This is a genomic window from Rhodococcus sp. USK10 (assembly GCF_019378875.1).
GTDB classification, from domain to species: Bacteria; Actinomycetota; Actinomycetes; order Mycobacteriales; family Mycobacteriaceae; genus Rhodococcus_F; species Rhodococcus_F pseudokoreensis.
On record NZ_CP076048.1, the window covers coordinates 335,895 to 355,034 of the forward strand.

General features: G+C 66.0%; 22 protein-coding genes. 7 read left to right on the plus strand and 15 right to left on the minus strand.

Annotation, left to right across the window (positions count from 1 at the left end):
• Nucleotides 1-20 precede the first annotated feature (20 nt).
• The 6 genes from I1A62_RS08420 to I1A62_RS08445 form a co-directional block, all read right to left on the minus strand.
• Nucleotides 21-752, minus strand: a complete 732-nt coding sequence (locus I1A62_RS08420; protein ID WP_124393850.1) for a thioesterase II family protein — start codon at nt 750-752, stop codon at nt 21-23.
• Nucleotides 753-859: 107 nt separating this feature from the next.
• The gene (locus I1A62_RS08425; RefSeq protein ID WP_124393849.1) at nt 860-1,240 is read right to left on the minus strand and encodes a VOC family protein; all 381 of its coding nucleotides are present in this window, start codon (nt 1,238-1,240) and stop codon (nt 860-862) included.
• 16 nt (nt 1,241-1,256) lie between these two features.
• The gene (locus I1A62_RS08430) at nt 1,257-2,015 is read right to left on the minus strand and encodes an ArsR family transcriptional regulator (protein ID WP_219458486.1); all 759 of its coding nucleotides are present in this window, start codon (nt 2,013-2,015) and stop codon (nt 1,257-1,259) included.
• Between the two features lie 56 nt (nt 2,016-2,071).
• Nucleotides 2,072-2,956 carry an aldo/keto reductase gene (locus I1A62_RS08435; RefSeq protein WP_219458487.1) on the minus strand — a complete coding sequence of 295 codons (885 nt, stop codon included), beginning with the start codon at nt 2,954-2,956 and terminating at the stop codon, nt 2,072-2,074.
• Nucleotides 2,953-4,419, minus strand: coding sequence for an MFS transporter (locus I1A62_RS08440; protein ID WP_219458488.1), 1,467 nt, complete (start codon nt 4,417-4,419; stop codon nt 2,953-2,955). Before I1A62_RS08440 ends, I1A62_RS08435 begins: the two co-directional genes overlap by 4 nt.
• The gene (locus I1A62_RS08445; RefSeq protein WP_219458489.1) at nt 4,416-5,465 is read right to left on the minus strand and encodes an alcohol dehydrogenase catalytic domain-containing protein; all 1,050 of its coding nucleotides are present in this window, start codon (nt 5,463-5,465) and stop codon (nt 4,416-4,418) included. The genes I1A62_RS08440 and I1A62_RS08445 overlap by 4 nt, the downstream gene beginning before the upstream one ends.
• A gap of 102 nt (nt 5,466-5,567) precedes the next feature.
• Between I1A62_RS08445 and I1A62_RS08450 the strand changes: the two genes are divergently transcribed.
• A complete protein-coding gene (locus I1A62_RS08450; protein ID WP_219458490.1) occupies nt 5,568-6,467 on the plus strand; it encodes a helix-turn-helix transcriptional regulator in 900 nt (299 codons plus the stop codon).
• A gap of 68 nt (nt 6,468-6,535) precedes the next feature.
• Here the strand turns inward: I1A62_RS08450 and I1A62_RS08455 are convergent, their stop codons facing one another.
• On the minus strand, nt 6,536-7,363 hold the full coding sequence (locus tag I1A62_RS08455; RefSeq protein ID WP_219458491.1) for an LLM class flavin-dependent oxidoreductase: 828 nt from the start codon (nt 7,361-7,363) through the stop codon (nt 6,536-6,538).
• A gap of 143 nt (nt 7,364-7,506) precedes the next feature.
• Here I1A62_RS08455 and I1A62_RS08460 point away from each other — a divergent pair, with 143 nt between their 5' ends.
• Nucleotides 7,507-8,208 carry an MspA family porin gene (locus I1A62_RS08460; protein ID WP_219458492.1) on the plus strand — a complete coding sequence of 234 codons (702 nt, stop codon included), beginning with the start codon at nt 7,507-7,509 and terminating at the stop codon, nt 8,206-8,208.
• Between the two features lie 253 nt (nt 8,209-8,461).
• On the opposite strand, the gene I1A62_RS08465 is transcribed toward I1A62_RS08460, so the two are convergent.
• The 3 genes from I1A62_RS08465 to I1A62_RS08475 all read right to left on the minus strand — a co-directional run bounded on the left by I1A62_RS08465 (nt 8,462) and on the right by I1A62_RS08475 (nt 10,031).
• On the minus strand, nt 8,462-8,833 hold the full coding sequence (locus I1A62_RS08465) for a CD225/dispanin family protein (RefSeq protein WP_218272993.1): 372 nt from the start codon (nt 8,831-8,833) through the stop codon (nt 8,462-8,464).
• 90 nt (nt 8,834-8,923) lie between these two features.
• The gene (locus tag I1A62_RS08470; RefSeq protein ID WP_124393710.1) at nt 8,924-9,361 is read right to left on the minus strand and encodes a carboxymuconolactone decarboxylase family protein; all 438 of its coding nucleotides are present in this window, start codon (nt 9,359-9,361) and stop codon (nt 8,924-8,926) included.
• A gap of 31 nt (nt 9,362-9,392) precedes the next feature.
• Entirely contained in the window at nt 9,393-10,031 is a 639-nt protein-coding gene (locus tag I1A62_RS08475; RefSeq protein ID WP_124393709.1) for an HD domain-containing protein, read from the minus strand.
• 130 nt (nt 10,032-10,161) lie between these two features.
• Here I1A62_RS08475 and I1A62_RS08480 point away from each other — a divergent pair, with 130 nt between their 5' ends.
• The 5 genes from I1A62_RS08480 to I1A62_RS08500 all read left to right on the plus strand — a co-directional run bounded on the left by I1A62_RS08480 (nt 10,162) and on the right by I1A62_RS08500 (nt 14,871).
• Nucleotides 10,162-11,142: a GlxA family transcriptional regulator gene (locus I1A62_RS08480; RefSeq protein WP_257890731.1), complete on the plus strand. Its 981-nt coding sequence runs from the start codon at nt 10,162-10,164 to the stop codon at nt 11,140-11,142.
• Nucleotides 11,143-11,480: 338 nt separating this feature from the next.
• Entirely contained in the window at nt 11,481-11,861 is a 381-nt protein-coding gene (locus I1A62_RS08485) for a hypothetical protein (RefSeq protein WP_124393708.1), read from the plus strand.
• Nucleotides 11,862-11,879: 18 nt separating this feature from the next.
• Nucleotides 11,880-12,674, plus strand: coding sequence for a bifunctional 2-polyprenyl-6-hydroxyphenol methylase/3-demethylubiquinol 3-O-methyltransferase UbiG (locus I1A62_RS08490; protein WP_257890732.1), 795 nt, complete (start codon nt 11,880-11,882; stop codon nt 12,672-12,674).
• A gap of 80 nt (nt 12,675-12,754) precedes the next feature.
• A complete protein-coding gene (locus I1A62_RS08495; RefSeq protein ID WP_219458494.1) occupies nt 12,755-14,230 on the plus strand; it encodes an MFS transporter in 1,476 nt (491 codons plus the stop codon).
• Entirely contained in the window at nt 14,227-14,871 is a 645-nt protein-coding gene (locus tag I1A62_RS08500; protein ID WP_219458495.1) for a TetR/AcrR family transcriptional regulator, read from the plus strand. Before I1A62_RS08495 ends, I1A62_RS08500 begins: the two co-directional genes overlap by 4 nt.
• A 22-nt stretch (nt 14,872-14,893) precedes the next feature.
• Here I1A62_RS08500 and I1A62_RS08505 read toward each other — a convergent pair whose 3' ends face one another.
• The 5 genes from I1A62_RS08505 to I1A62_RS08525 all read right to left on the minus strand — a co-directional run bounded on the left by I1A62_RS08505 (nt 14,894) and on the right by I1A62_RS08525 (nt 19,087).
• The gene (locus I1A62_RS08505) at nt 14,894-16,102 is read right to left on the minus strand and encodes a S9 family peptidase (protein WP_257890733.1); all 1,209 of its coding nucleotides are present in this window, start codon (nt 16,100-16,102) and stop codon (nt 14,894-14,896) included.
• Between the two features lie 214 nt (nt 16,103-16,316).
• Complete coding sequence (locus I1A62_RS08510) at nt 16,317-16,610, minus strand: hypothetical protein (RefSeq protein WP_257890734.1); 294 nt, start codon at nt 16,608-16,610, stop codon at nt 16,317-16,319.
• Nucleotides 16,611-16,933: 323 nt separating this feature from the next.
• Nucleotides 16,934-17,212: a hypothetical protein gene (locus I1A62_RS08515; RefSeq protein ID WP_219458497.1), complete on the minus strand. Its 279-nt coding sequence runs from the start codon at nt 17,210-17,212 to the stop codon at nt 16,934-16,936.
• Between the two features lie 171 nt (nt 17,213-17,383).
• Nucleotides 17,384-17,524 (minus strand): hypothetical protein, encoded by a 141-nt coding sequence (locus tag I1A62_RS08520; protein ID WP_192581968.1) that lies wholly within the window; start codon nt 17,522-17,524, stop codon nt 17,384-17,386.
• A gap of 540 nt (nt 17,525-18,064) precedes the next feature.
• The gene (locus I1A62_RS08525; RefSeq protein WP_219458498.1) at nt 18,065-19,087 is read right to left on the minus strand and encodes an AraC family transcriptional regulator; all 1,023 of its coding nucleotides are present in this window, start codon (nt 19,085-19,087) and stop codon (nt 18,065-18,067) included.
• Nucleotides 19,088-19,140 lie beyond the last annotated feature (53 nt).

A 19,140-nucleotide genomic window follows, 5' to 3' on the forward strand; every position in this document is an offset into this window, starting at 1 on the left:
TGCGACCTGTTTCGCCCGGCTCAGTCGAATCGCGAGCCGACCAGAGAAGCGATCTCGTCCACGTGGTCATCGATATAGAAATGACTGCCCGAAAATTCGCGGGTGTCGAAGGACCCGGTCGTGAATTCGCTCCAGAGCCGAATGTCCGTGTCGGTCACCGACGGGTCGGCGTCGCCGCGAAGGGCGACAATCGGACATGACACGTCCGGCCCGGACTTGTACCTGTAGGTCTCCACGGCCTTGTAGTCGTTACGCACACTCGGCAGCACCATCTCTGCAAGGTCGGGATTCTCGATCAGCATCTGCACCACATTCGAGTCCGCACCGCCGAGCCGGCGCATGTCGCCGAGTAAGGCCTGATCGCCGGCCAAGTGCAACATTGTCGGCTGGACGACACTCGGTGCCGTTCGACCGGAGACGAACAGAGCCACGAGCGCGTGACCTTGCTGCTCGAACCGTCGCGCCGCCTCGAACGCAACTGTGGCACCCATGCTGTGACCGAACACTGCAAGACGCCTACCCGCAGCCGGAGTCGACTCGCGCACAACTTGCTCCGCGATAGCGCCGATGTCGGAAATCATCTCGTCGCCGAAGCGATCCTGCCGACCCGGATACTGCACCGCGAGCAACTCGATCCGCGGGAAAAGTGCCTCGGCCAGCTTTCGATAGGCACTTGCTGTCCCACCACCGTGTGGAAAGCACAGCAAAACCCCGGATGCGTTCGGGGAGGCCTGGAAACACCTGATCCACATCTTCACTCACCACTCCCCGCTGTCGAGATGACGGTGGACGGTATTCACGTTAGCGCGTCCCGTGGTCGATCACCGAGACGTAGCCGCAGGCCGATCCCGCCGGCCCCTCAGGTGGCGGGCTGGAACAGTTCGATCAGGTTGCCGGCAGGGTCGGCGATCAAGATCTGACGCCCACCCGGACCGTCGACCACATCGCTGCGGAACGCGACGCCGGCATCGCGCAGGCGAATGACTTCGGTGTCGAGGTCGGTGACGATGAGGTGAACACGGTTTCTGCCCGCACCGGCGTTGTCGACCGGGGTCGCGCGAGCACCCGAACTGGCCGGGCCTGACAGCAGAAGCCTCAGCGAGCCGCGGATCACGTCAGCGAAGGCGGGGGCCGGATTGGTGTGCAGGGTGAAACCGAGGTGGCTGGTGTAGAAGTCGATGGCTGCGGCCACATCATCGACAAGGTAGCGAACACTGGCATATTCGTCCGGTGGGGTCATCATCGCAATCTCCTTTTCACGTTTCGGCGGTGAGGATTGGTAACAGGTACCGGATGCGGGTGTCGATCTCGGCGGCGGTCGTCTGGAATGCCGGGTACGTGTCCTCGTCGGTGCTGCCGGGTGTCGACGGGTCGGGGATGCTCCAGTGGATCCAGCGCACGTCGTCGCCGAAGTCCGGACAGACTTCACGGGCCTTGTCGCACAATGTGACTACCGTGCCGAACCGGTGGTCGGCGAGGGTGTCGAGGTGGCGGGGATCCTGGCCGGAGATGTCGATCCCGAACTCTTCTCGCAGCACCCGCACCGCATTCGGGTGCATTATCGGTTTAGGGCGGGTGCCGGCACTGCGTGCTGTGACCCGGCCGTTGGTGCGCTGCCGCAGCAGAGCCTCCGCCATCACGGAACGGGCGCTGTTACCGGTACACACGAACAGCACCGACGCAGGTGCCTGCGAATCGAACTGCGGGGCGGTGGGAATCAACCCGAGTGCCGGGTGCAGCGCGGCGCCCGCGCCGGTCAGCATCTCGGCACAGGAGTCCAGATCCAGGTGGTAGTAGCTGTCGCGGCCGTCGAAGCTGCTGCGGGTAGCCCTCACCAGCCCGCCGTCGCGCAGCAGGCGCAGGTGGTAGGAGATGAGGTTCTGCGACTCACCCAGCAGAGTCACCATCTCCCGGACCCGGTAATCGCCGCCGGACAGCGCTGCCAACAGCTGCCACCGCAACGGATGAGCAGCCAGCTGCACGAACGACGGGACGGGTTGACGCACCAACATCACAACACCAGACTACCACCGGATACATCAAATGAGTTTGATGTATCCGATGAGATCCCTCAGGCTTCGGAAATTTCGAGACCGAATGTCTCGCGGGTGATGTGGTCGGGCTCCGGTCCGCCGCGCACACCGGTGTCGAGAGCGTCGATCGCGGCGAGTTGGTCCTCGGTGAGATCGAAGTCGAAGACGTCGAAGTTCTCGGTGATACGCGACGGGGTGACCGACTTCGGGATCACCTGGCGGCCCTGCTGCAGGTGCCACCGCAGCATCGCCTGGGCCGGCGACTTGCCGTGCGCCGCTGCGATGCTCTTGATGGTGGGGTCGTCGAGTGTGGAGCCGTGGGAACCGTCGCGATAGAAGGTGATACCACCGATCGGCGACCATGCTTGGGACACGATGCCGTGTTCGGCGTTGGCGGTGAGCACGTCGGATTGCCGGAAGTACGGGTGCACCTCGATTTGGTTGATCGCCGGCACCACCGATGTTTCGTCACGCAGTCGCGTGAGGTGGTCGGGCATGAAGTTGCTGACACCGATGGCGCGGACGCGGCCGTCCGCGAGCAGCGTCTCGAGTGCCTTGTAGGCCTCGATGGTGAGGGTGAATTCGCCGGGTAGCGCCTGGTGCAGTATCAGCAGGTCGATGTGGCCGACTCCGAGTTTGCGGGCGCTCTTGTCGAAGGCGTGCAGAGTCGCGTCGTAGCCGTAATCGGTAATCCAGATCTTGGTCTCGATGAAGACGTCCGCGCGATCGACGCCCGAGCGGCGTATGGCTTCGCCGACCTCGCGTTCGTTCTGATAGGCAGCAGCGGTGTCGATGTGCCGGTATCCGGTTTGCAGCGCCGCCTCGACCGCGGCAATCGTGGCATCGGGCGGCGTCTGGAACACACCGAAACCCAGTGCTGGCATGGTTGTTTCATTGTTCAGTGTCAGTAGCGGGATGGTCATGCTTCAACCTTGGGGTCGGTCATAGGGTGCTGAGTGTGTTTGTCGGACGAGGTGGCCGGACCCGCAGTGCGGTGTCGTGCGGCGGGCACTATCACCGTGAGCACGACGGCCAACGCGAGCACGAGCAGAATGGCGCTGCCGGTGAGGGCGGCGCCGACGTGGTCGGTCACCGCTGCCGGCCGGTCGAGGGTGCCGCCTGGGTTGGCCGAGAGTGCGACGAGGATGCCCAGACCGAGTGCCATCCCGAGTTGGTGGGCCGTGTTGACCAGTCCGGAGGCCGCGCCGGCGTCCGCCGAGTCCACACCGGCGACTCCTGCGTTCGTCAGCGGCCCGAACGCCAGGCCCTGCCCGGCGCCCACCAGGATCATCGGCAGCGCAACGTCTACGAGGTATGCATCGAGTGTGCCGATTCGGCTCAGCCATGCCATGCCGGCCAGGGTCAGCGCCGTCCCGGTAGCGAGCAGAGTCCCGTTCGACAGCCGGGCGCTCAGCCGGGGCACCGCGAGTGCGACGGCGAAGTTGACGAGGGTCATCGGCAGGAAGGCGAGGCCGGCTTGCAGTGGGGAGAAGCCGAACCCGTCCTGGAGCAGTTGGGTGGTGAAGTAGAAGAACCCGACCATCGCCCCGAGGTAGAGCAGCCGAGCGGTGTAGGCACCGCTGCGCTCACGACTGCGGAACAACCGCAACGGCAGGATCGGCTGCTGCACCCGACCCTCGTGGACAACCAACGCGACCAGCAGGACGGCCCCGATTACCAGAGCGGCCTGCACCCGTACCGATCCCCATCCAGCGTCGGCGGATTCGATGATCCCGAAGATGACGGCGCCCATGCCGAGTGTGGCAGCGAGCGCACCGATCACGTCGAACTGCCTGGTTCGCCGCGGTGTTTCCACGAGCACTGTGCCGGACCACGCTATCAAGGCGACTGCGATCGGGACGTTGACCAGAAATGCCACTCGCCAGGAAATCCACTCGGTGAGCGCACCCCCGACGAGGAGCCCGAGACTGGCGCCGATACCCGCCGTTGCGGCGTACCAGGCGATGGCTCGATTGCGGGCCTCCCCGCCGAAGTACGTCGTGATCAACGCCAACGAGGTCGGTGCGACGATCGCCGCACCGATTCCCTGCACCGCGCGGGAGGCGATCATCCACCATCCCGCCGGCGCCACCCCGACGAGCAAGGACGCGATACCGAAGATCGCGAGCCCGATCCTGAACAGTCGGCGCCGCCCGACAATGTCCCCCGCGCGGGCGGCGAGCAGGAGCAGGCCGCCGAAGACCAAGGTGTAGGCGTCCTGCACCCACGAGAGCGCAGCCGGCGACAGTTCGAGTCCTGATCGGATGCTGGGTAGCCCGGTGAAGATCACCGAATTGTCCAGCAACACCATGAAATAGCTTGCCAGGATGATTCCCAGAATCGCGGTCTGTGGGGCCGAAGCCCGACCGGAAACCGCGGTGGTCACGGCCGGACCGCGACCTTGAGCGCTTCCCTGGCATCCATCGCGGCATAGCCCTGCGGTGTCTCACCGAGGCCGACGGTCCGGTCGAACACCTTTCCCGGCTGCACGGTGCCGTCCAGGACCGCCGGAAGCAGCTGCTCGATATACGCGCGCACCGGCGCCGGACCACCCGTCAGAGTGACATTCGGTCCGAACAGGCTTCCGAACCCGATCGGCGCGTCCTCGTACTGAGGCACCCCGACCCGGCTGATCACTCCGCCCGCGCGGACGACGCCCACAGCCTGGTCGTAGGCGGGCCGGTGGCCAACCGCCTCGAGGACGATCGCGCTGCCGAGTCCGCCGGTCAGCTCACGAACCTTCGCGATCCCCGCCTCGTCGCGCTCGGCGACGACGTCGGTTGCACCGAACTCGCGACCGAGGTCGGTCCGCGCGCGGTGCCGACCCATCAGCACGATCTGCTCGGCGCCGAGTTGGCGAGCCGACAGCACGGCCAGCAATCCCACCGCCCCGTCACCGATCACGGTCACGACACTGCCCTCGCGGACGCCTCCGCGGACCGCGGCATGCCAGCCGGTGCCGTACACGTCCGACAGCGTCAACAGGGAGTTGAGCAGCATCTCGTCGACGTCCTCGCCGACCGGCGCCTTCACCAGTGTGCCGTCGGCCAGCGGCACGCGGACTGCTTCGGCCTGACCACCCGCCGTTCCCAGCGCGGCGTCGTTCCAGAATCCGCCGCGCACGCACGAAGTCTGCAGACCCTGTGCACAGAACACACAGGTGCCACACGACACCGCGAACGGCGCAATGACGAAGTCACCGGCCCGCAACGTCCTCACGTCCGATCCGACCGCCTCGACGACGCCGATGAACTCGTGCCCCATCGACGTGCCCGCAGGGGCGACGCCCATGGAGTTGTAGGGATGCAGGTCACTGCCACACACGCAGGCCCGCACGATCCGTACGAGAGCGTCGGTGGACGTTTGGATGGTGTGATCAGGGACATCGATGACGCGGACATCGCCCGCTCCGAACATGTACGTCGCTTTCATGCCTTCCAGTCGACCTCCAATCCGGCCGTCCGGGGAGTCACGGACGTTCCGGGTACTGCCAGTACCTCCCACACCGAGCGGTTACTCCCTACCGTGGACCTCATGAGTTCGATCGACCTGCGCACCGAGATCCGCGAATTCCTCAGCACGCGGCGCGCACGCATCACCCCCGAACAGAGCGGACTCCCCGTCTACGGAAGTAACCGCCGAGTCAAGGGCTTGCGCCGCGAAGAGGTCGCCATGCTCGCCGGTGTCTCGGTCGACTACTACGTACGCATGGAACGCGGCAACCTTTCCGGTGCTTCCGACAGCGTTCTGGATTCCCTCGCCGGCGCCCTGCAACTCGACGACGCCGAACGCGACCATCTCCTCGCCCTCGCCCGCCAATCGCGAGCAAGCAGCACCCGTCGCCCCCGCACCCCGCCCATGACGATTCGCCCGGCGATCCAGCAAATACTCGACGCCACCACCGACGCACCGGCGTGGATCCGCAACGGCCGCCACGACATCCTCGCGATGAACGACCTCGCGCGGGCCCTGTACTCCCCCGTGCTCGCCGACCCTCGCCGTCCAGCGAACACCACCCGATTCGTCTACCTCCATCCCCGCGAAGCTGAAGAGTTCTTCGTCGACTACGACACGATCGCCAAGGACGCCGCCGCCATGCTCCGACTCGAAGCCGGCCGCAACCCCCACGACAAAGCACTCATCGCACTGGTCGGGGAACTGTCCACCCAAAGCGAACTGTTCCGCCAACGCTGGGCATCACAAGACGTGCGCTTCCACCGGAGCGGTCGAAAACGACTGCGCCACCCCGCCGTCGGTCAACTCGACCTCGACTTCGAAGCACTCGAACTGCCCTCCGAACCGGGCCTCCAACTCAACATCTACACCGCCGCCGCCGGAACACCCACCGCCGACGCCCTCAAACTCCTCGCGTCCTGGGCCGCCAGCCAGGAAATACGCGACACCGAACAAGGCACTTCCCATAGTTCACGGTGATCCCGAAAGCACACGGGTGACCGTCACCGACATCAGGACACGAGCATCGCAGACCCCGCCCACGGTCTCTACCGACTCGGGATGCGAGGTGGGCCGGCCCGCAGGCGGTCCCGCATCTGCCCGGCGCGCCCACCGAACGGGTACAGAGTCTCCAGCCACCATGTCGCACCGGCGCCGACCCACTCCGACACCGCGGCAACATCATCGGACCCAGACGTCGAGCCGCTCGCCACGTACGCGAAATCGTCCTCCCGCCCGATCGCGAGCCGGATCGCACGGAGGTCATCGGTGGTGACCAGCCCCGTTTCGTCGTCGGCCTTGCGGGGAACCACGCCGTCGAAGCGAGCCGCCCGCTCGAACGGCGCCAGGTTCGGCCAGTGACCGCCGACCCAGATCGGGATCGTGCCGTTCACGGGCGCCGGCAGCATCGGTGGACAATGCACGTGGTGGTACCTGCCGTCGAAGTCGACCGGACCACCGGTGAACATCGCCGTCAGGACGGCCAACGATTCGTCGAGCACATCCCCGCGCGCGGTCAGTCTCTCACCGAAGACCTCGTAGTCGTAGTCGCCGCCCAGACCCACGCCCAGGAGCGCGCGTCCACCCGACAGGTGATCGACAGTCAGGACCTGACGAGCCAAAATCTGCGGCCGACGACGCGCCAGCGGCGTCACCACCGTCCCCAGCAGCACGTGCGAGGTTGCCGTCGCCGCGGCGGCCAGGCACGTCCACGCGTCAGCGATGGGCGGCGTGCCACCCCACTCGGGGTTCCACGTCACGTGATCCCACAGGAAGAAGCCATCCCAGCCCGCCGCATCCGCCTCGGCTGCCATCTGGACAACAGTCAACGGGTCGGACCACTCCATGAACGGTGGCAGCGTGACGCCATAACGCATGGGGTCAACCTACCGAGACGACGCCCCTCGGACGCAGGAAGTTCGTCGTGAACTTCTGATCAATACCGAGATTCTGTGCGGCCCCGTGGTTACGCTTCGCATACTCTTCATCTCTGTTTTGAAGCACTCTGAATGGGGTCGGCATGACGGACATCAGTACATCTCGCGTGGGGTACAAGAGGTTCACTCGCGGTGTCGCGGTCGCGGGCATCGCAGCGCTCGCCATGGTCATGGGCAACGGCACGGCGTCGGCCGGCGTGGACAATTCCAGCTCGGTCGTCGACGCCGCCGGTAACCGGATCGAAGTTCTCCAGGGCGACACCTCGTACCAGGTGGTACCGCCGCTCGACGGCGTACCCACCAGCGTGGAGTTCTTCCACAACGGCTATGCCGGGGTCAACATCACCGGGCCGAATGCGGCGGAATTCAAGGGCACACAACTCACCGTCGGCTACCAGATCGGTTACCCGATCGCGTTGGCGGGCGCAACGATCGTCCTGAACACACCCGGTCTCGGGTTTGCGATCGGCTCGAGCAACGGCATCGACCTGGGTCTCGTCCCGGATCTCACTCTGGGGCTGAACGCAGGCACCAGCGCCACACTCGCCGGCGACATCATTCCGTCGCAGGAACTCGACATCGACCTCGAGCCGGGCGGCATCACCACCGTCCCGATCCTGGAGGGCCAGGAGTTCGACGGACCGGCGGCCTCGGTGAGGATGCAGGGCGTCCACGGTTCGATCTCCGGTGCCCTCGGTGCGGTCACGATCCGCCCCTACGCCATGGCAGTCACCGCGGACGGCGACACGGTCATGACTTACGGTGTGCCGCAGAAGCTCAACTAGTTCACTCCGGCACGAACGACGATGTGCAGGCCGGCGCGACCAAGTCGCGCCGGCCTGTCGTCGCGCGGTGGCCCGAACCACAAGCGAACTGAGACATGTTCGGAAAGAACAGAATTCGTGGCTGTTCGGCCCATGCATTCGAGTAGCATTCAGGGTGTGCTGCTGCAAGTTCGATGCAACCGATCCAGCGGCATGTCGGCCCCCGCTCACTGCCCTCGAAAGCGGTGGCGGGGGCGCGTCGCGCGTACGTCAGTTACCCGTATCGGTAGTGCATCATGCCGTGATGTCCACCCCCGTGAGTGATGACCGCGACGGCGACCAGGGTGTAGAGGATCGCGAACAGGATCAGCAGCCCCCCGAAGATCCACAGCGACAGTTGCCCGAGTCGGCGCACTCGGTCCGACGCGTCCTGTGCGCCGTCGACGTCGCCGCTCGCCCACAGCGGATACACGTTGAACGCATGTGTGAAAGCGGAAAAGGCCAGCGGCCAGAAGAACAACGCGGACGCCACGGCCCACCCGGCATTCGCCGACGGGCGCGGCCTGGCCGACTCATCCGAGGTGCGGGCAGCAGTAGTGGGCGGGGTCGGGTCCGAAGGAATCGGATCGGTGGCGGAGGACGACATGGCAGCGCTCCTGAGGATCAATGGATTCTCTGCTCACGGTAGGAGCCGAAGCTGAGGAGCGCCTGAGATCCAGCTGGCAATGCTGCACTTCTACGGCGCAACCGGATAGTGGCTGGTGACCGCGACCCGGTTCCAGGCGTTCATCACCGTCGCGAGCCAACTGATCGCGGACACCTGCTCGCCGGTGAGGGAGCCGTCGTCCCAGGTTCGCCGTTCCGGAACGGCAAGAGCGGTGACCTGTTCCGCGAGAGCGAGCGCAGCGCGCTCCTGATCGCTGAAGTACTGCGCCTCCCACCACGCCGCGACGACCGCGAGCCGATCCGTCGTCTCCCCCTTGGCCAGGGCGTCGCGGGTGTGCATGCGAAGGCAGAAGGCACAGCCGTTGAGTTGCGAGACGCGAATCTTCACCAACTCCACCAGGAGCGGGCCAACTCCCGCCGTTTCCAGGGCAGCCTTCACGTCCGCATCCAGCTTCATCAGGCTCTTGTACACGGACGGGTGCTGCTTGCTGAGATTCACGCCGGTCATGATGTTCCCTTCGATAGGCGGTGCGTGCCGGTCACGCGGACCAGGCCGATTCCATGATCCGCTCCACCATGCTGACGCGGCGGAAACCCGGAACGAAATGTTCGAGCACGTCGGCATTGACGGTGCCGTACGTCGTGTCCGGCCGGTAACCGAGCCCGTCGACGAAGGCACGCAGAAACTCGTTCTTGAAATCGCCGCGCGGATGAACAGCGGTTATCTCCTCCACCTGCAACGGATCCAGGCGGTCCAAACCCAAACCCACCACATCGGTGAGGACACCGAAGTTGGTGGCAGCGACCTCGTCCCCCATCCGGCCCGGAATCCCGGGCGTGGTGTGCAACGCGATCGCCGTCCAGACCACCTCGGCAGCGGCACCGGAGAAACCCCGATCGAGCAGGAATTGGCGAGCGTGGTCGGCGCCGTCGAGCTCGAACCGCTGCTCGACTTCCGAGAACGGGCGCAGCAGACCCGTGTCATGGAACAGGGCAGACAGGTACAGCAGTTCGGGGTCCGGCCGCAGGCCGAGCTCACGAGCCCGGATCGTGCTGAAGAGGAACACTCGCCGCGAGTGATGGAAGATCAGCGGGTTCGTCGTCTCCCGAATCAGGCGCGTCGCCTCCTCCGCCGCCTGTGTCTCGGGAATTTCCACTCCTGCGATGATCTCGGACATGGGCCCTGCCCTTCCAGATGTCGATGTTGTAGAACGGACGGTGTGCCCGCCCCCTTACGATCCCGAACATCCCGGATCAGCGCCGCCCCGTTCCGGCCATGAAGCACCCGAATCCGGACAGGCGGTAAGAGTGGACAGCAGCGCCCACCCGCATCGGGTCGCGATCCTCGTCTACGACGGCGTGAAACTGCTCGACGTCGCCGACCCCGCCGAGGTATTCGCAGAGGCCAATCGCTGCGGCGCCGACTACCGGATCGCGCTGCTCTCCCCCACCGGCGCCGACGTGGCCTCGTCGATCGGCATCGGCCTCTCCGTCGACGGCGACGCCGAATCGGAGCCTGCCCCCGACACCTTCCTCGTCGCCGGCGGCGACGTCTATCCCCGAACCGCCGTCGCCCAAGACCTCGTCGACGCCACCCACACCCTCGCCACGCGAGCCGCGCGGGTCGGGTCCATTTGCACCGGGGCGTTCATCCTCGCCGCGGCCGGACTCCTGGACGGCAAACGCGCCACCACACACTGGAAAGTCGCACACCAACTCGCTGCCCGTCACCCCACGACGCACGTCGAACCCGATTCGATCTACGTTCGCGACGGCACCACCTACACGTCCGCCGGTGTCAGCGCCGGCATCGACCTGGCACTGGCACTCGTCGAGGAAGACCACGGCCCCGACGTGACCCGCGACGTCGCCCGGCACCTGGTGGTCTACCTGCAGCGCGCCGGCGGACAATCACAATTCTCCGCCCCACTCCAGGGCCCACCACCACGAACGCCGGCACTGCGCCGCGTCGTGGACCTGGTGACAGCGGACCCCGCCGGGAACCACTCCCTCACCGGACTCGCCGAACACCTCAACGTCAGCGCCCGACACCTCACACGCCTGTTCCGAACCGAACTGTCCACCACCCCGGCCCGCTACGTCGAACTGATCCGCTTCGACATGGCAAAGGCCCTCCTCGACCAGGGACACAACGCAACACAGGCAGCATCACTCGCCGGATTCCCCAGCTACGAAAGTCTGCGACGCGTCTTCGTGCGAGAGCTGTCGATGTCACCGACCGCCTTCCAACGCCGCTTCGGCACCGCCCACCGCGCCGACGCGGAGTAGCTCGACAAAGGCACACTCCTCGAACGGCTTTACAGCTCAGCACCTGGCAGCGCACTGATCGAAACGGACAGATACTCGACTTCCATTGAACACCAACATTATTGAGCAAATCGACCCACTGAACGACACAGGCGAGCGCGGGCCGTGGGCGGGCCGTTCCGCAGCCGTAACACCCGGACCGCCGTCCTCCGCGGAACCACCCCCGAGGGGTGAATTTCGACCCCGTACAGGGGTGGGGGGGATGCCCACCCTGTGGGTGTTACCGCGGGCCCGCTCCCGGAGCAGAGTTGGTGTCGTTCGCAAGACGCGGACTTCACCCACCAGGCAGGAGTAACACAATGACCTCGATCAAGACCCGCACCGCCGTCGCAGCCGCCGCAGGCATCGCCGTAGGACTGGGGGTGTTGATGGCGCAAGGTGCCACCGCCGGTGCCGCACCCGCCGACGGGGCCGCTCCGCACGCGATTTCCCCGTACACCGTCCAGGTGCGAGACCGCATCGGATGCGCCGACGCCTGGCCCATGGTCTCTTGCGACGCCCCGGACGAGGACCGGCCCCCGCAGGTCACGTTGGTCGAGCCCGGCACCTCGCTGACCCAGCCCGGCGGCACCGATCTCTTCGGATCCTCGAGCGCCCAGTTCCACCCGGCGAACTACCCCCTCGAGCCCGACGACGGCGTGATCTCCCACCCGCTCGATCCCGACATGCCCTGGATGTGAACCCAATATCGTGGAGTGGTGGGCGACGACAGCTGGGAAGGTTTGGCCGACCATTTTGCCGACGAGGCCTACGCCTCGGTGAAGGGGCTCGTGCGCACCACGGTGTTGCACCAGCAACTGCTCGAGCATCTCCCGGCGCCACCGGCGGCGGTGCTCGACGTCGGAGGCGGCGCCGGCCATCAATCGTTTCCGCTCGCCCGAGCCGGATACGACGTGACCCTGCTCGACCCGTCCGCGGCGATGTTGGGCAAAGCCCGCCAGCGACTCCTGCAGTTGCCCGATGACGCCCGGCACCGGGTGACGCTTCTACAGGCCGACGGCGAGAACGCCGAGGAGGCGGTCGACGGCCGACGCTTCGCCGCTGTGCTGTGTCATGGCGTGGTCGGATACCTCGAAGACCCGGAACCGTTGATCGACCAACTGTGCCGGTGTGCTGATGCCGGCGGAGTCGTCTCGATCATGGCCGGCAACGCCCGCGCGATGGCGGTCCGCCCGGCGCTGGAACGACGATGGGACGACGCCCTGGCCTCGTTCGATGCCGGCAGCGAGATCGGGGTGCTGGGAGTTCCGACCCACGCCCACACCGTCGAGCAACTCAGCGACCTCATCCGAGACCGCGGGATCGAGCCGGTGCGCTGGTACGGGGTCTGGCTGTTCGTGGACTGGCTCGACCTCAGCGGCGCCCGGCTGGATCCGAGCGATTCCCAGCAGGTCGCCGCGGCCGCCGCCGTCGAACTCGAAGCCGGCCGACGAGACCCTTACCGCCAGCTCAGCCGAATCTTCCACCTCGTCGGACGCAAAGGCCCCAACTGACCGGGATCACGCACCCCCACCGCGCCGAATGATAGATTCCCACTATGCGGAGTGAACACTCCGCTTCGTTGGGAGTATTCATGAAAACCGCTTCGCCGCGGACGCACTATCAATTGACATTTTCCGTTCTCACCATCGGTGTCGGCGCCTTCGCCCTTCTGCAGTCACTGGTGATTCCGGTGCTGCCGACCCTCGAGTCGGCACTGGGCACGACTCAAGCCGACGTCACGTGGGTGTTGACCGCCTACCTGTTGTCGGCGTCGATCTCCACCCCGGTCATGGGACGCCTCGGCGACATGCACGGGAAGAAGCGCGTGTTCGTCATCGCACTCACCGCGCTGGCGGTGGGGTCCCTGCTCGCCGCCCTCGCCACGTCTCTGCCGGTGATGATCGCCGCGCGGGTGATCCAGGGCATCGGCGGCGGTGTGCTGCCCTTGGCGTTCGGCATCATCCGCGACGAGTTCCCCGAGGAGAAGGTGGCGGGAGCAGTCGGCACCATCGCCGCACTCACCGCTGTCGGCGCAGGTCTCGGCATCGTCCTCGCCGGTCCCATCGTGACCGTGCTCAGTTACCACTGGCTGTTCTGGATTCCGCTGATCATGGTCGTCCTCGCGGGGGTGGCCGCGCACATCCTGATCCCCGAGTCCCCCGTGCACACCGCCGGCAAGATCAACTGGCTCACCGCACTGCTGCTGTCCGGGTGGCTGGTCACGCTACTGCTCGGCGTGAGTCAGGCGCCCACGCGGGGTTGGGGCTCACCGATCGTCATCGGGCTGCTGGTGGCTGCCGCGCTCCTCGTCGTGACGTGGGTGGTCGCCGAAGCGCGATCTGCCAACCCGCTGATCGACATGCGGATGATGCGGGTCCGCAGCGTCTGGGCGGCCAACCTGCTGGCGCTGCTGATGGGCGTCGGCATGTATGCCGCATTCGGCTTCCTGCCGCAGTTCCTGCAGACACCCACGTCCGCCGGATACGGCTTCGGCGCTTCGGTCACCGAGTCGGGTCTGATGCTGCTGCCCCTGAGCGTGGGAATGTTCCTGCTCGGACTCGCCTCCGGCCGTCTGGCCGCTCGACTGGGTTCGAAAGTCCTGCTCATCGCAGGGTCGATCGTGGGTGCGATCGGTTACTTCGTGGTGGCGTTCGCGCATGACACCGAGATCGACATCTACCTCGCCACGTCATTGATCGGGATCGGTTTCGGGCTGGCCTTCTCGGCGATGTCGAATGTCGTGGTCGCGGCGGTACCGCCCGAACAGACCGGTGTCGCCAGCGGGATGAACGCCAACATCCGCACGATCGGCGGCTCTGTGGGCGCTGCACTCATGGCCAGCATCGTCACCGCAGGGGCGTCCTCCACGGGAGTTCCGCCCGAATCCGGCTACACCCATGGATTCGTCATGTTGGGCGCGGCAGTGGGTCTCGGCGCAGTTGCGGCCATGTTCATCCCGGCGATGAAGCGGGACGAGACCACGCATCTCGAGGAATCGGCCGCACTGCGGCACCCGGAACTCGCGATGGTCGCGGGAGGCACTCTGGTGGGCGACGAATCCGAATGAAGTCCGACGTGAGGGTTCGGGGAAGCGAAAGGGCTCTGCGCCGCGACGCCGCGGAGAATCGGCAGCGGCTACTCGACGCGGCCGCGACCGTGTTCAGCGAGCGCGGCCTGGATGTGGGGGTCGACGAGATCGCCCGGGTCGCCGGCGTCGGGATCGGCACCCTCTACCGCCGGTTCCCCACGAAGGATGCATTGGTCAGTGAACTCGTCAGACAGGTATACGACGACTTCCTGGCCGTGGCCGACGAAGCTCTGTCCGCGCCGGACGGTGAAGGCCTCGAGCAGGTTCTGTACGGTACCGGCGCAATCCTGGCGTCCAACCGCGGATGTTTGTCCCGTATGTGGAACGACGACGAGACCACGATTCTGCGGGACGAATACCGACGGATCCTGTTCGAACTCCTGGCGCGAGCCAAGCAACACGGCCGCATCCGCGAGGATGCCGCCGACGCCGACCTGGACCTCATCTTCTGGTCCGTGCGCGGCGTCGTCGCGACAACCCGCGGCGTCACCGACACCGGGTGGCGGCGGACCATGGCAATCATGATCGCAGGACTGCGGCCCGGCGCGGACGCTCTCGACGCGAGCCCGATGAGCGCCCACCACATCGCACAAATCATCGACAACATGTCGGCCCGATAGGGCACAGCGGATCCCTGCTGCTTCAGGCACGGCGCAGGTGGCCGGCCGTCCAATCGGCCACCTGCGACAGCACCTCCGGATCCACGGCGTCGCGCACGAGTCGCCGATAGGCCCGCAGCGACGGCGGATCCGCATCGCGCCGGATCAGATGCGTCAGGTCCGGCACCTGGACGGTGTCGACCTCGCCGGGCACCAGTTCCGCGATCACCGCGAGGTCGTCGGGATCCACCTGCACGTCCTTGGCTCCCGTGATCGCGAGAACCGGCGCGGTGTTCTCCCGCAACAGCGGTGTCGGGTCGAAGTCGAGAAACTCGCGGAACCATCGCGCATTCACCCTGCGACCACCCATCCGCGCAGTATCCGTGGTGGTCCGGGACAGCTTCTCGAGCGCCGCGCGTTGCCTTTCCTTCACGTCGATGCGCAGTGCCCGCAGGACCGCGCGCACCGGAGTGCGCAGGCCGGCGATGGCCTTATCCGACTGCCAATGCAGCACCTGCCGTCCCGTCACCGCCGGACACGCGAGTAGCACGACTGCGGCCGGGTCGACCCCTCGATCTGCCCCCAGCGCCACTGCCAGGCAGGCACCCTCGCTGTGCCCGATGACCGCGATCGCATTTCGTCCGAATCCCCCGGTCCCACGCAACCAGTCGACGGCTGCTGCGGCGTCGGCGATGTTGTCCGACAGGCCCGCGGACAGGTAGTCGCCGCCCGAGTGCGCGACCCCGCGCTTGTCGTATCGCAGCGACACGACACCGGCCTGGGCCAACGCCTCCGCGAGGGCACGGCTCACGCCGATCGGGAGCTTTGCGTGGTCGCCGTCGCGATCGAGCCGGCCGGACCCGGTGAGGATCACCGCCGCCGGACCGCTCTCAGCACCCACCGGAACCGTCACAGTGCCGGTCAGTACGGTGCCGTCGCCGGACCGGAACCTCACGTCGCGTTCGGATACTCCCACTCGTTCGAATTCGAGCACATCGCGGATCTGCGCCGCGCCGCGAGCGGCGTCGGGCACGGTCACGATCAGTTCGTCGAACTCCGCTCCCGAGCCCCGTCCGAGGGTGCGCACGCGAATCGCCGGGACACCCGCCCGCACCGCGACGAAGGAGCGCACTCCCCTGCCGCGCCAGGTCCCGATGCACCGACGCCGAGGAATTCCCAGACCCGGTGCCCGCACACCCCGGATGTTCGCGAACGGGTCGGCGATCACCTCGGCGCCTCGAATCAGTGGCATGGGGACGGCGACGGCCCCATGCAGTCCCGCGAATTTTTCGAACCTGGATAACGCGAGACGTACCTCGCTCGCGCTCACACTGATCTCGGCCATCGGACGCCCTCCCGTCGGTGCTGTCCCATGTCGATCTCATCACTGTATGACCGCTTCGCGCACTCAATTGGAGTCGCCGCCTCGCACAGGGACGGCGAGGCGGCGATGGTGAACTCGCAACTCAACCCTTGATCAGGTCGTCGGTCTGGCCGATCGCCTGCGAGGACCCCTCGACCACACCCATATCGAGCACCTGCTGGAGACCTTCGGCGGTCGCGTAGGTACTGACGTAGGTGGCGACGGTGCTGCCGTCCTTGTCCTCGAAGGAGAACTCGTTGGTGGACACCGGCATCGATTCGACCGGGGTAAAGTCCGCATCGGCAAATCCGTCGGTGAAGGTGAAGCCGGTCGGCTCGTCGATCTGCCAGATCCGCGCTCGGGGTGCGGCGAACTCGGCAGTGATGGTCAGGGTCAAAACGACACGGAAATATCCGTGTGGCATAGATCACACCACGGTGATGCAGCCCGCTGGTGGATCTACCATTTCCTCGCAACGGTACACACCCAGTGCACCGCGCCGACGCACTCGCTTCCTGGCCAAATCCGAACCGGTCGAAGGCGATTGGCGCAGTTCGTTGCGCCGAGATCCACCGTCCGCACGAGCGCGGCGGGGACCGAAGCAGTGTCTTTCCATACGTCACGGCGAGGCCCGGTCAGAGCGGAAATCCACTCCGACCGGGCCGCTTCGGTTCACCCGACGGATCACCGCATCCACAGACGGACCGGCGCCCGCTACCCTCACCCGACACAGATCAGCACACCCACGACCACTACCGCGACCAGCGAGGCGCCGCCGCAGATCAGCCACGCCTGGGTGGCGAGTCGTCGCCACTGATCGCACCGACCGGTTATTTCCGCGACCGCGACCGATCGCCCCTCATTCGCATCGGGCGCAGGTGACCCCGAAAGACGGCGAGCCTTCGCGTCCGCGCGTGCCGCCACACCGAACGACACGGGGACCACCAGCAGCGCAACCACCAGCAGGCCCACCATGGCGCCCAAACCCGTCCCGAACATTTCCAATTCCTTCCACACCGGACGACGCCCGTCACAGGTGCCGCGCGTCTGCCACCGCCCACCCGCACCCACGGGCACAACCAATCCCCCGTCAGCTATATCGCCAGACGGCCGCCTGGTGTTGCACCCCCGGACCGCGGGCCCTCGCGAAGGACAAGAGTCACCGCCGGACTACACGCCCGGCACCGGGAAGTTCCACATCGCCACGACGATCACGCCCATGACCAGTCCCGCGCACACGACAGTGCCAATGACACTGACACGTAACGCATCCAGTAGATCGGCCCCCGATTTCTTGCTGATCCGCGCCATGACAACTCTTTCTTTCACGTGCAAGGACTCCTGACTGCCCCGTCGATGACGGTGCACCACATACATTCGCCCGACTTCGCCACCGGCACAACGGCCGATATACGTACACCCATACCTCCATCGGGCTTCGAGCGGGGTCGCGAACCACAACTCACACCTGAGCGCCGAACTTCCTCGCAGAATTACGTGTGTTTCATGTCACACGTTTGCGTTCGCCCTGGTTGCCGCACGACGAACTCCGAGATCACACCTACCGGTCGGTAATTCAGGGAGTTGGAAAATTATGCAATGGCATAGGTCACACTCTATGGACTTCCGCGCTGCGCCTCACGAAAATCGTTGATACGCCGCTCATTACTACGGGCGGGCTGTCCGTGTAGCGCCCCTGCCAGCTGATATCCATCGTTGGCGGGGGCTGCGCTTGGTTGCGCCGCAAGATCGTACGCGCAACCCCGATGCCCCGACCCGGTCGTACCGCCTTGTATTGCGGCGCAATTCGACGAGACATCATGAGATGTGGGCAGACACCCGATCCGTGTGTCAACTGTTGATCGCGCGGACCCTTGTGCCAGAAGGGGTTTCGCCGTATCGTCGCCGGTACGCTGCCGCGAAGCGGGAGAGGTGAACGAATCCCCACCGGTAGGCGATGTCGGTCACCGACTCCACGTCCGGCCCGCTTGGTGCGAGAAGATCCTCTCGGACCCGGGCCAGTCGAAGCGATTGGAGATAGCGGCTCGGGGACGTGCCCAGATCCTCCTGGAACGCGCGTTGCAACGACCGCACGCTGACACCGACGTGCTGGGCGACGTCGCCGATCGTCACCGGCTCGGTGAGGTGTTGTTCGTAGTAATCCACCGCGCGGGCGAGTGCACGGCGGGCGAGCCGCGGCTGATCGTGTTGGTGGAGGACAGCCGAGTAGGTGTGTGGCTGTGCGAGGAGCAGACCGGTGAGCAGCATGTCCTGCACGCTCGCGGCGGCCAAGGGGTGGGCGGTCAGGCCACCGTCCGCGTCCAGGTCGCGGATCAGTACCTGCAGTGACGACATCCAGGTCGACAGTTGGGGCGTCGTCAGATCCACGGACAGATCGAAGATCACCGGCGCGGGAACCGACCGTCCGATCAGGCACTCCAGTCGACGGTCGAGGGCGAATTGTTCGATGCGCAGATGCATCTGCCGGTACGACGCGTCCATCTGCATCCGGGCGCGCATCCTCGGCGACAGCAATGCGGCGTGGGCAGGCCCGACGTGCGTGCGAGCGTCGTCGCAGGTGATCCGGTTGGTGCCCTCCACTGCGAGCATCAGGTCGTAGTAGTCGAGGTGTTCGAGGATGTCGACGTCGATGCCGATGCCCTGTTCCAGATAAACCAGTTGGAGGTCGCCGAGCGACGCCGCACGCACCCGGCCCCGGAACGGCGCCGTGTCGACCGCATCTATACGCCGGATGCGGTGCTCGCTGAGCAGGCTGGAGGCCTGGTGGCGGAACTCGTCGACGCTGGCGGTGTCGAGTGTGTCGTGGCGCGCCAATGGGCCCGGCAACGTGGCGGCGTGTCCAGGACTGTGCATATCGAATTGGTGAGTGCCCACGTCAACCTCGTCCGATCGAGCGCCCGGTCATC

Excerpts from the sequence above, each read along its gene's own strand:
- I1A62_RS08485 (WP_124393708.1), top strand. The coding sequence starts at position 11,481 with ATGACCTCGATCAAGACCCGCACCGCCGTCGCAGCCGCCGCAGGCATC.
- I1A62_RS08525 (WP_219458498.1), bottom strand. The coding sequence starts at position 19,087 with ATGCACAGTCCTGGACACGCCGCCACGTTGCCGGGCCCATTGGCGCGC.
- I1A62_RS08425 (WP_124393849.1), bottom strand. The coding sequence starts at position 1,240 with ATGACCCCACCGGACGAATATGCCAGTGTTCGCTACCTTGTCGATGAT.
- I1A62_RS08465 (WP_218272993.1), bottom strand. The coding sequence starts at position 8,833 with ATGTCGTCCTCCGCCACCGATCCGATTCCTTCGGACCCGACCCCGCCC.
- I1A62_RS08435 (WP_219458487.1), bottom strand. The coding sequence starts at position 2,956 with ATGACCATCCCGCTACTGACACTGAACAATGAAACAACCATGCCAGCA.
- I1A62_RS08500 (WP_219458495.1), top strand. The coding sequence starts at position 14,227 with ATGAAGTCCGACGTGAGGGTTCGGGGAAGCGAAAGGGCTCTGCGCCGC.
- I1A62_RS08515 (WP_219458497.1), bottom strand. The coding sequence starts at position 17,212 with ATGTTCGGGACGGGTTTGGGCGCCATGGTGGGCCTGCTGGTGGTTGCG.
- I1A62_RS08445 (WP_219458489.1), bottom strand. The coding sequence starts at position 5,465 with ATGAAAGCGACGTACATGTTCGGAGCGGGCGATGTCCGCGTCATCGAT.
- I1A62_RS08455 (WP_219458491.1), bottom strand. The coding sequence starts at position 7,363 with ATGCGTTATGGCGTCACGCTGCCACCGTTCATGGAGTGGTCCGACCCG.
- I1A62_RS08505 (WP_257890733.1), bottom strand. The coding sequence starts at position 16,102 with ATGCCACTGATTCGAGGCGCCGAGGTGATCGCCGACCCGTTCGCGAAC.
- I1A62_RS08470 (WP_124393710.1), bottom strand. The coding sequence starts at position 9,361 with ATGACCGGCGTGAATCTCAGCAAGCAGCACCCGTCCGTGTACAAGAGC.
- I1A62_RS08520 (WP_192581968.1), bottom strand. The coding sequence starts at position 17,524 with ATGGCGCGGATCAGCAAGAAATCGGGGGCCGATCTACTGGATGCGTTA.
- I1A62_RS08495 (WP_219458494.1), top strand. The coding sequence starts at position 12,755 with ATGAAAACCGCTTCGCCGCGGACGCACTATCAATTGACATTTTCCGTT.
- I1A62_RS08420 (WP_124393850.1), bottom strand. The coding sequence starts at position 752 with ATGTGGATCAGGTGTTTCCAGGCCTCCCCGAACGCATCCGGGGTTTTG.
- I1A62_RS08450 (WP_219458490.1), top strand. The coding sequence starts at position 5,568 with ATGAGTTCGATCGACCTGCGCACCGAGATCCGCGAATTCCTCAGCACG.
- I1A62_RS08460 (WP_219458492.1), top strand. The coding sequence starts at position 7,507 with ATGACGGACATCAGTACATCTCGCGTGGGGTACAAGAGGTTCACTCGC.
- I1A62_RS08475 (WP_124393709.1), bottom strand. The coding sequence starts at position 10,031 with ATGTCCGAGATCATCGCAGGAGTGGAAATTCCCGAGACACAGGCGGCG.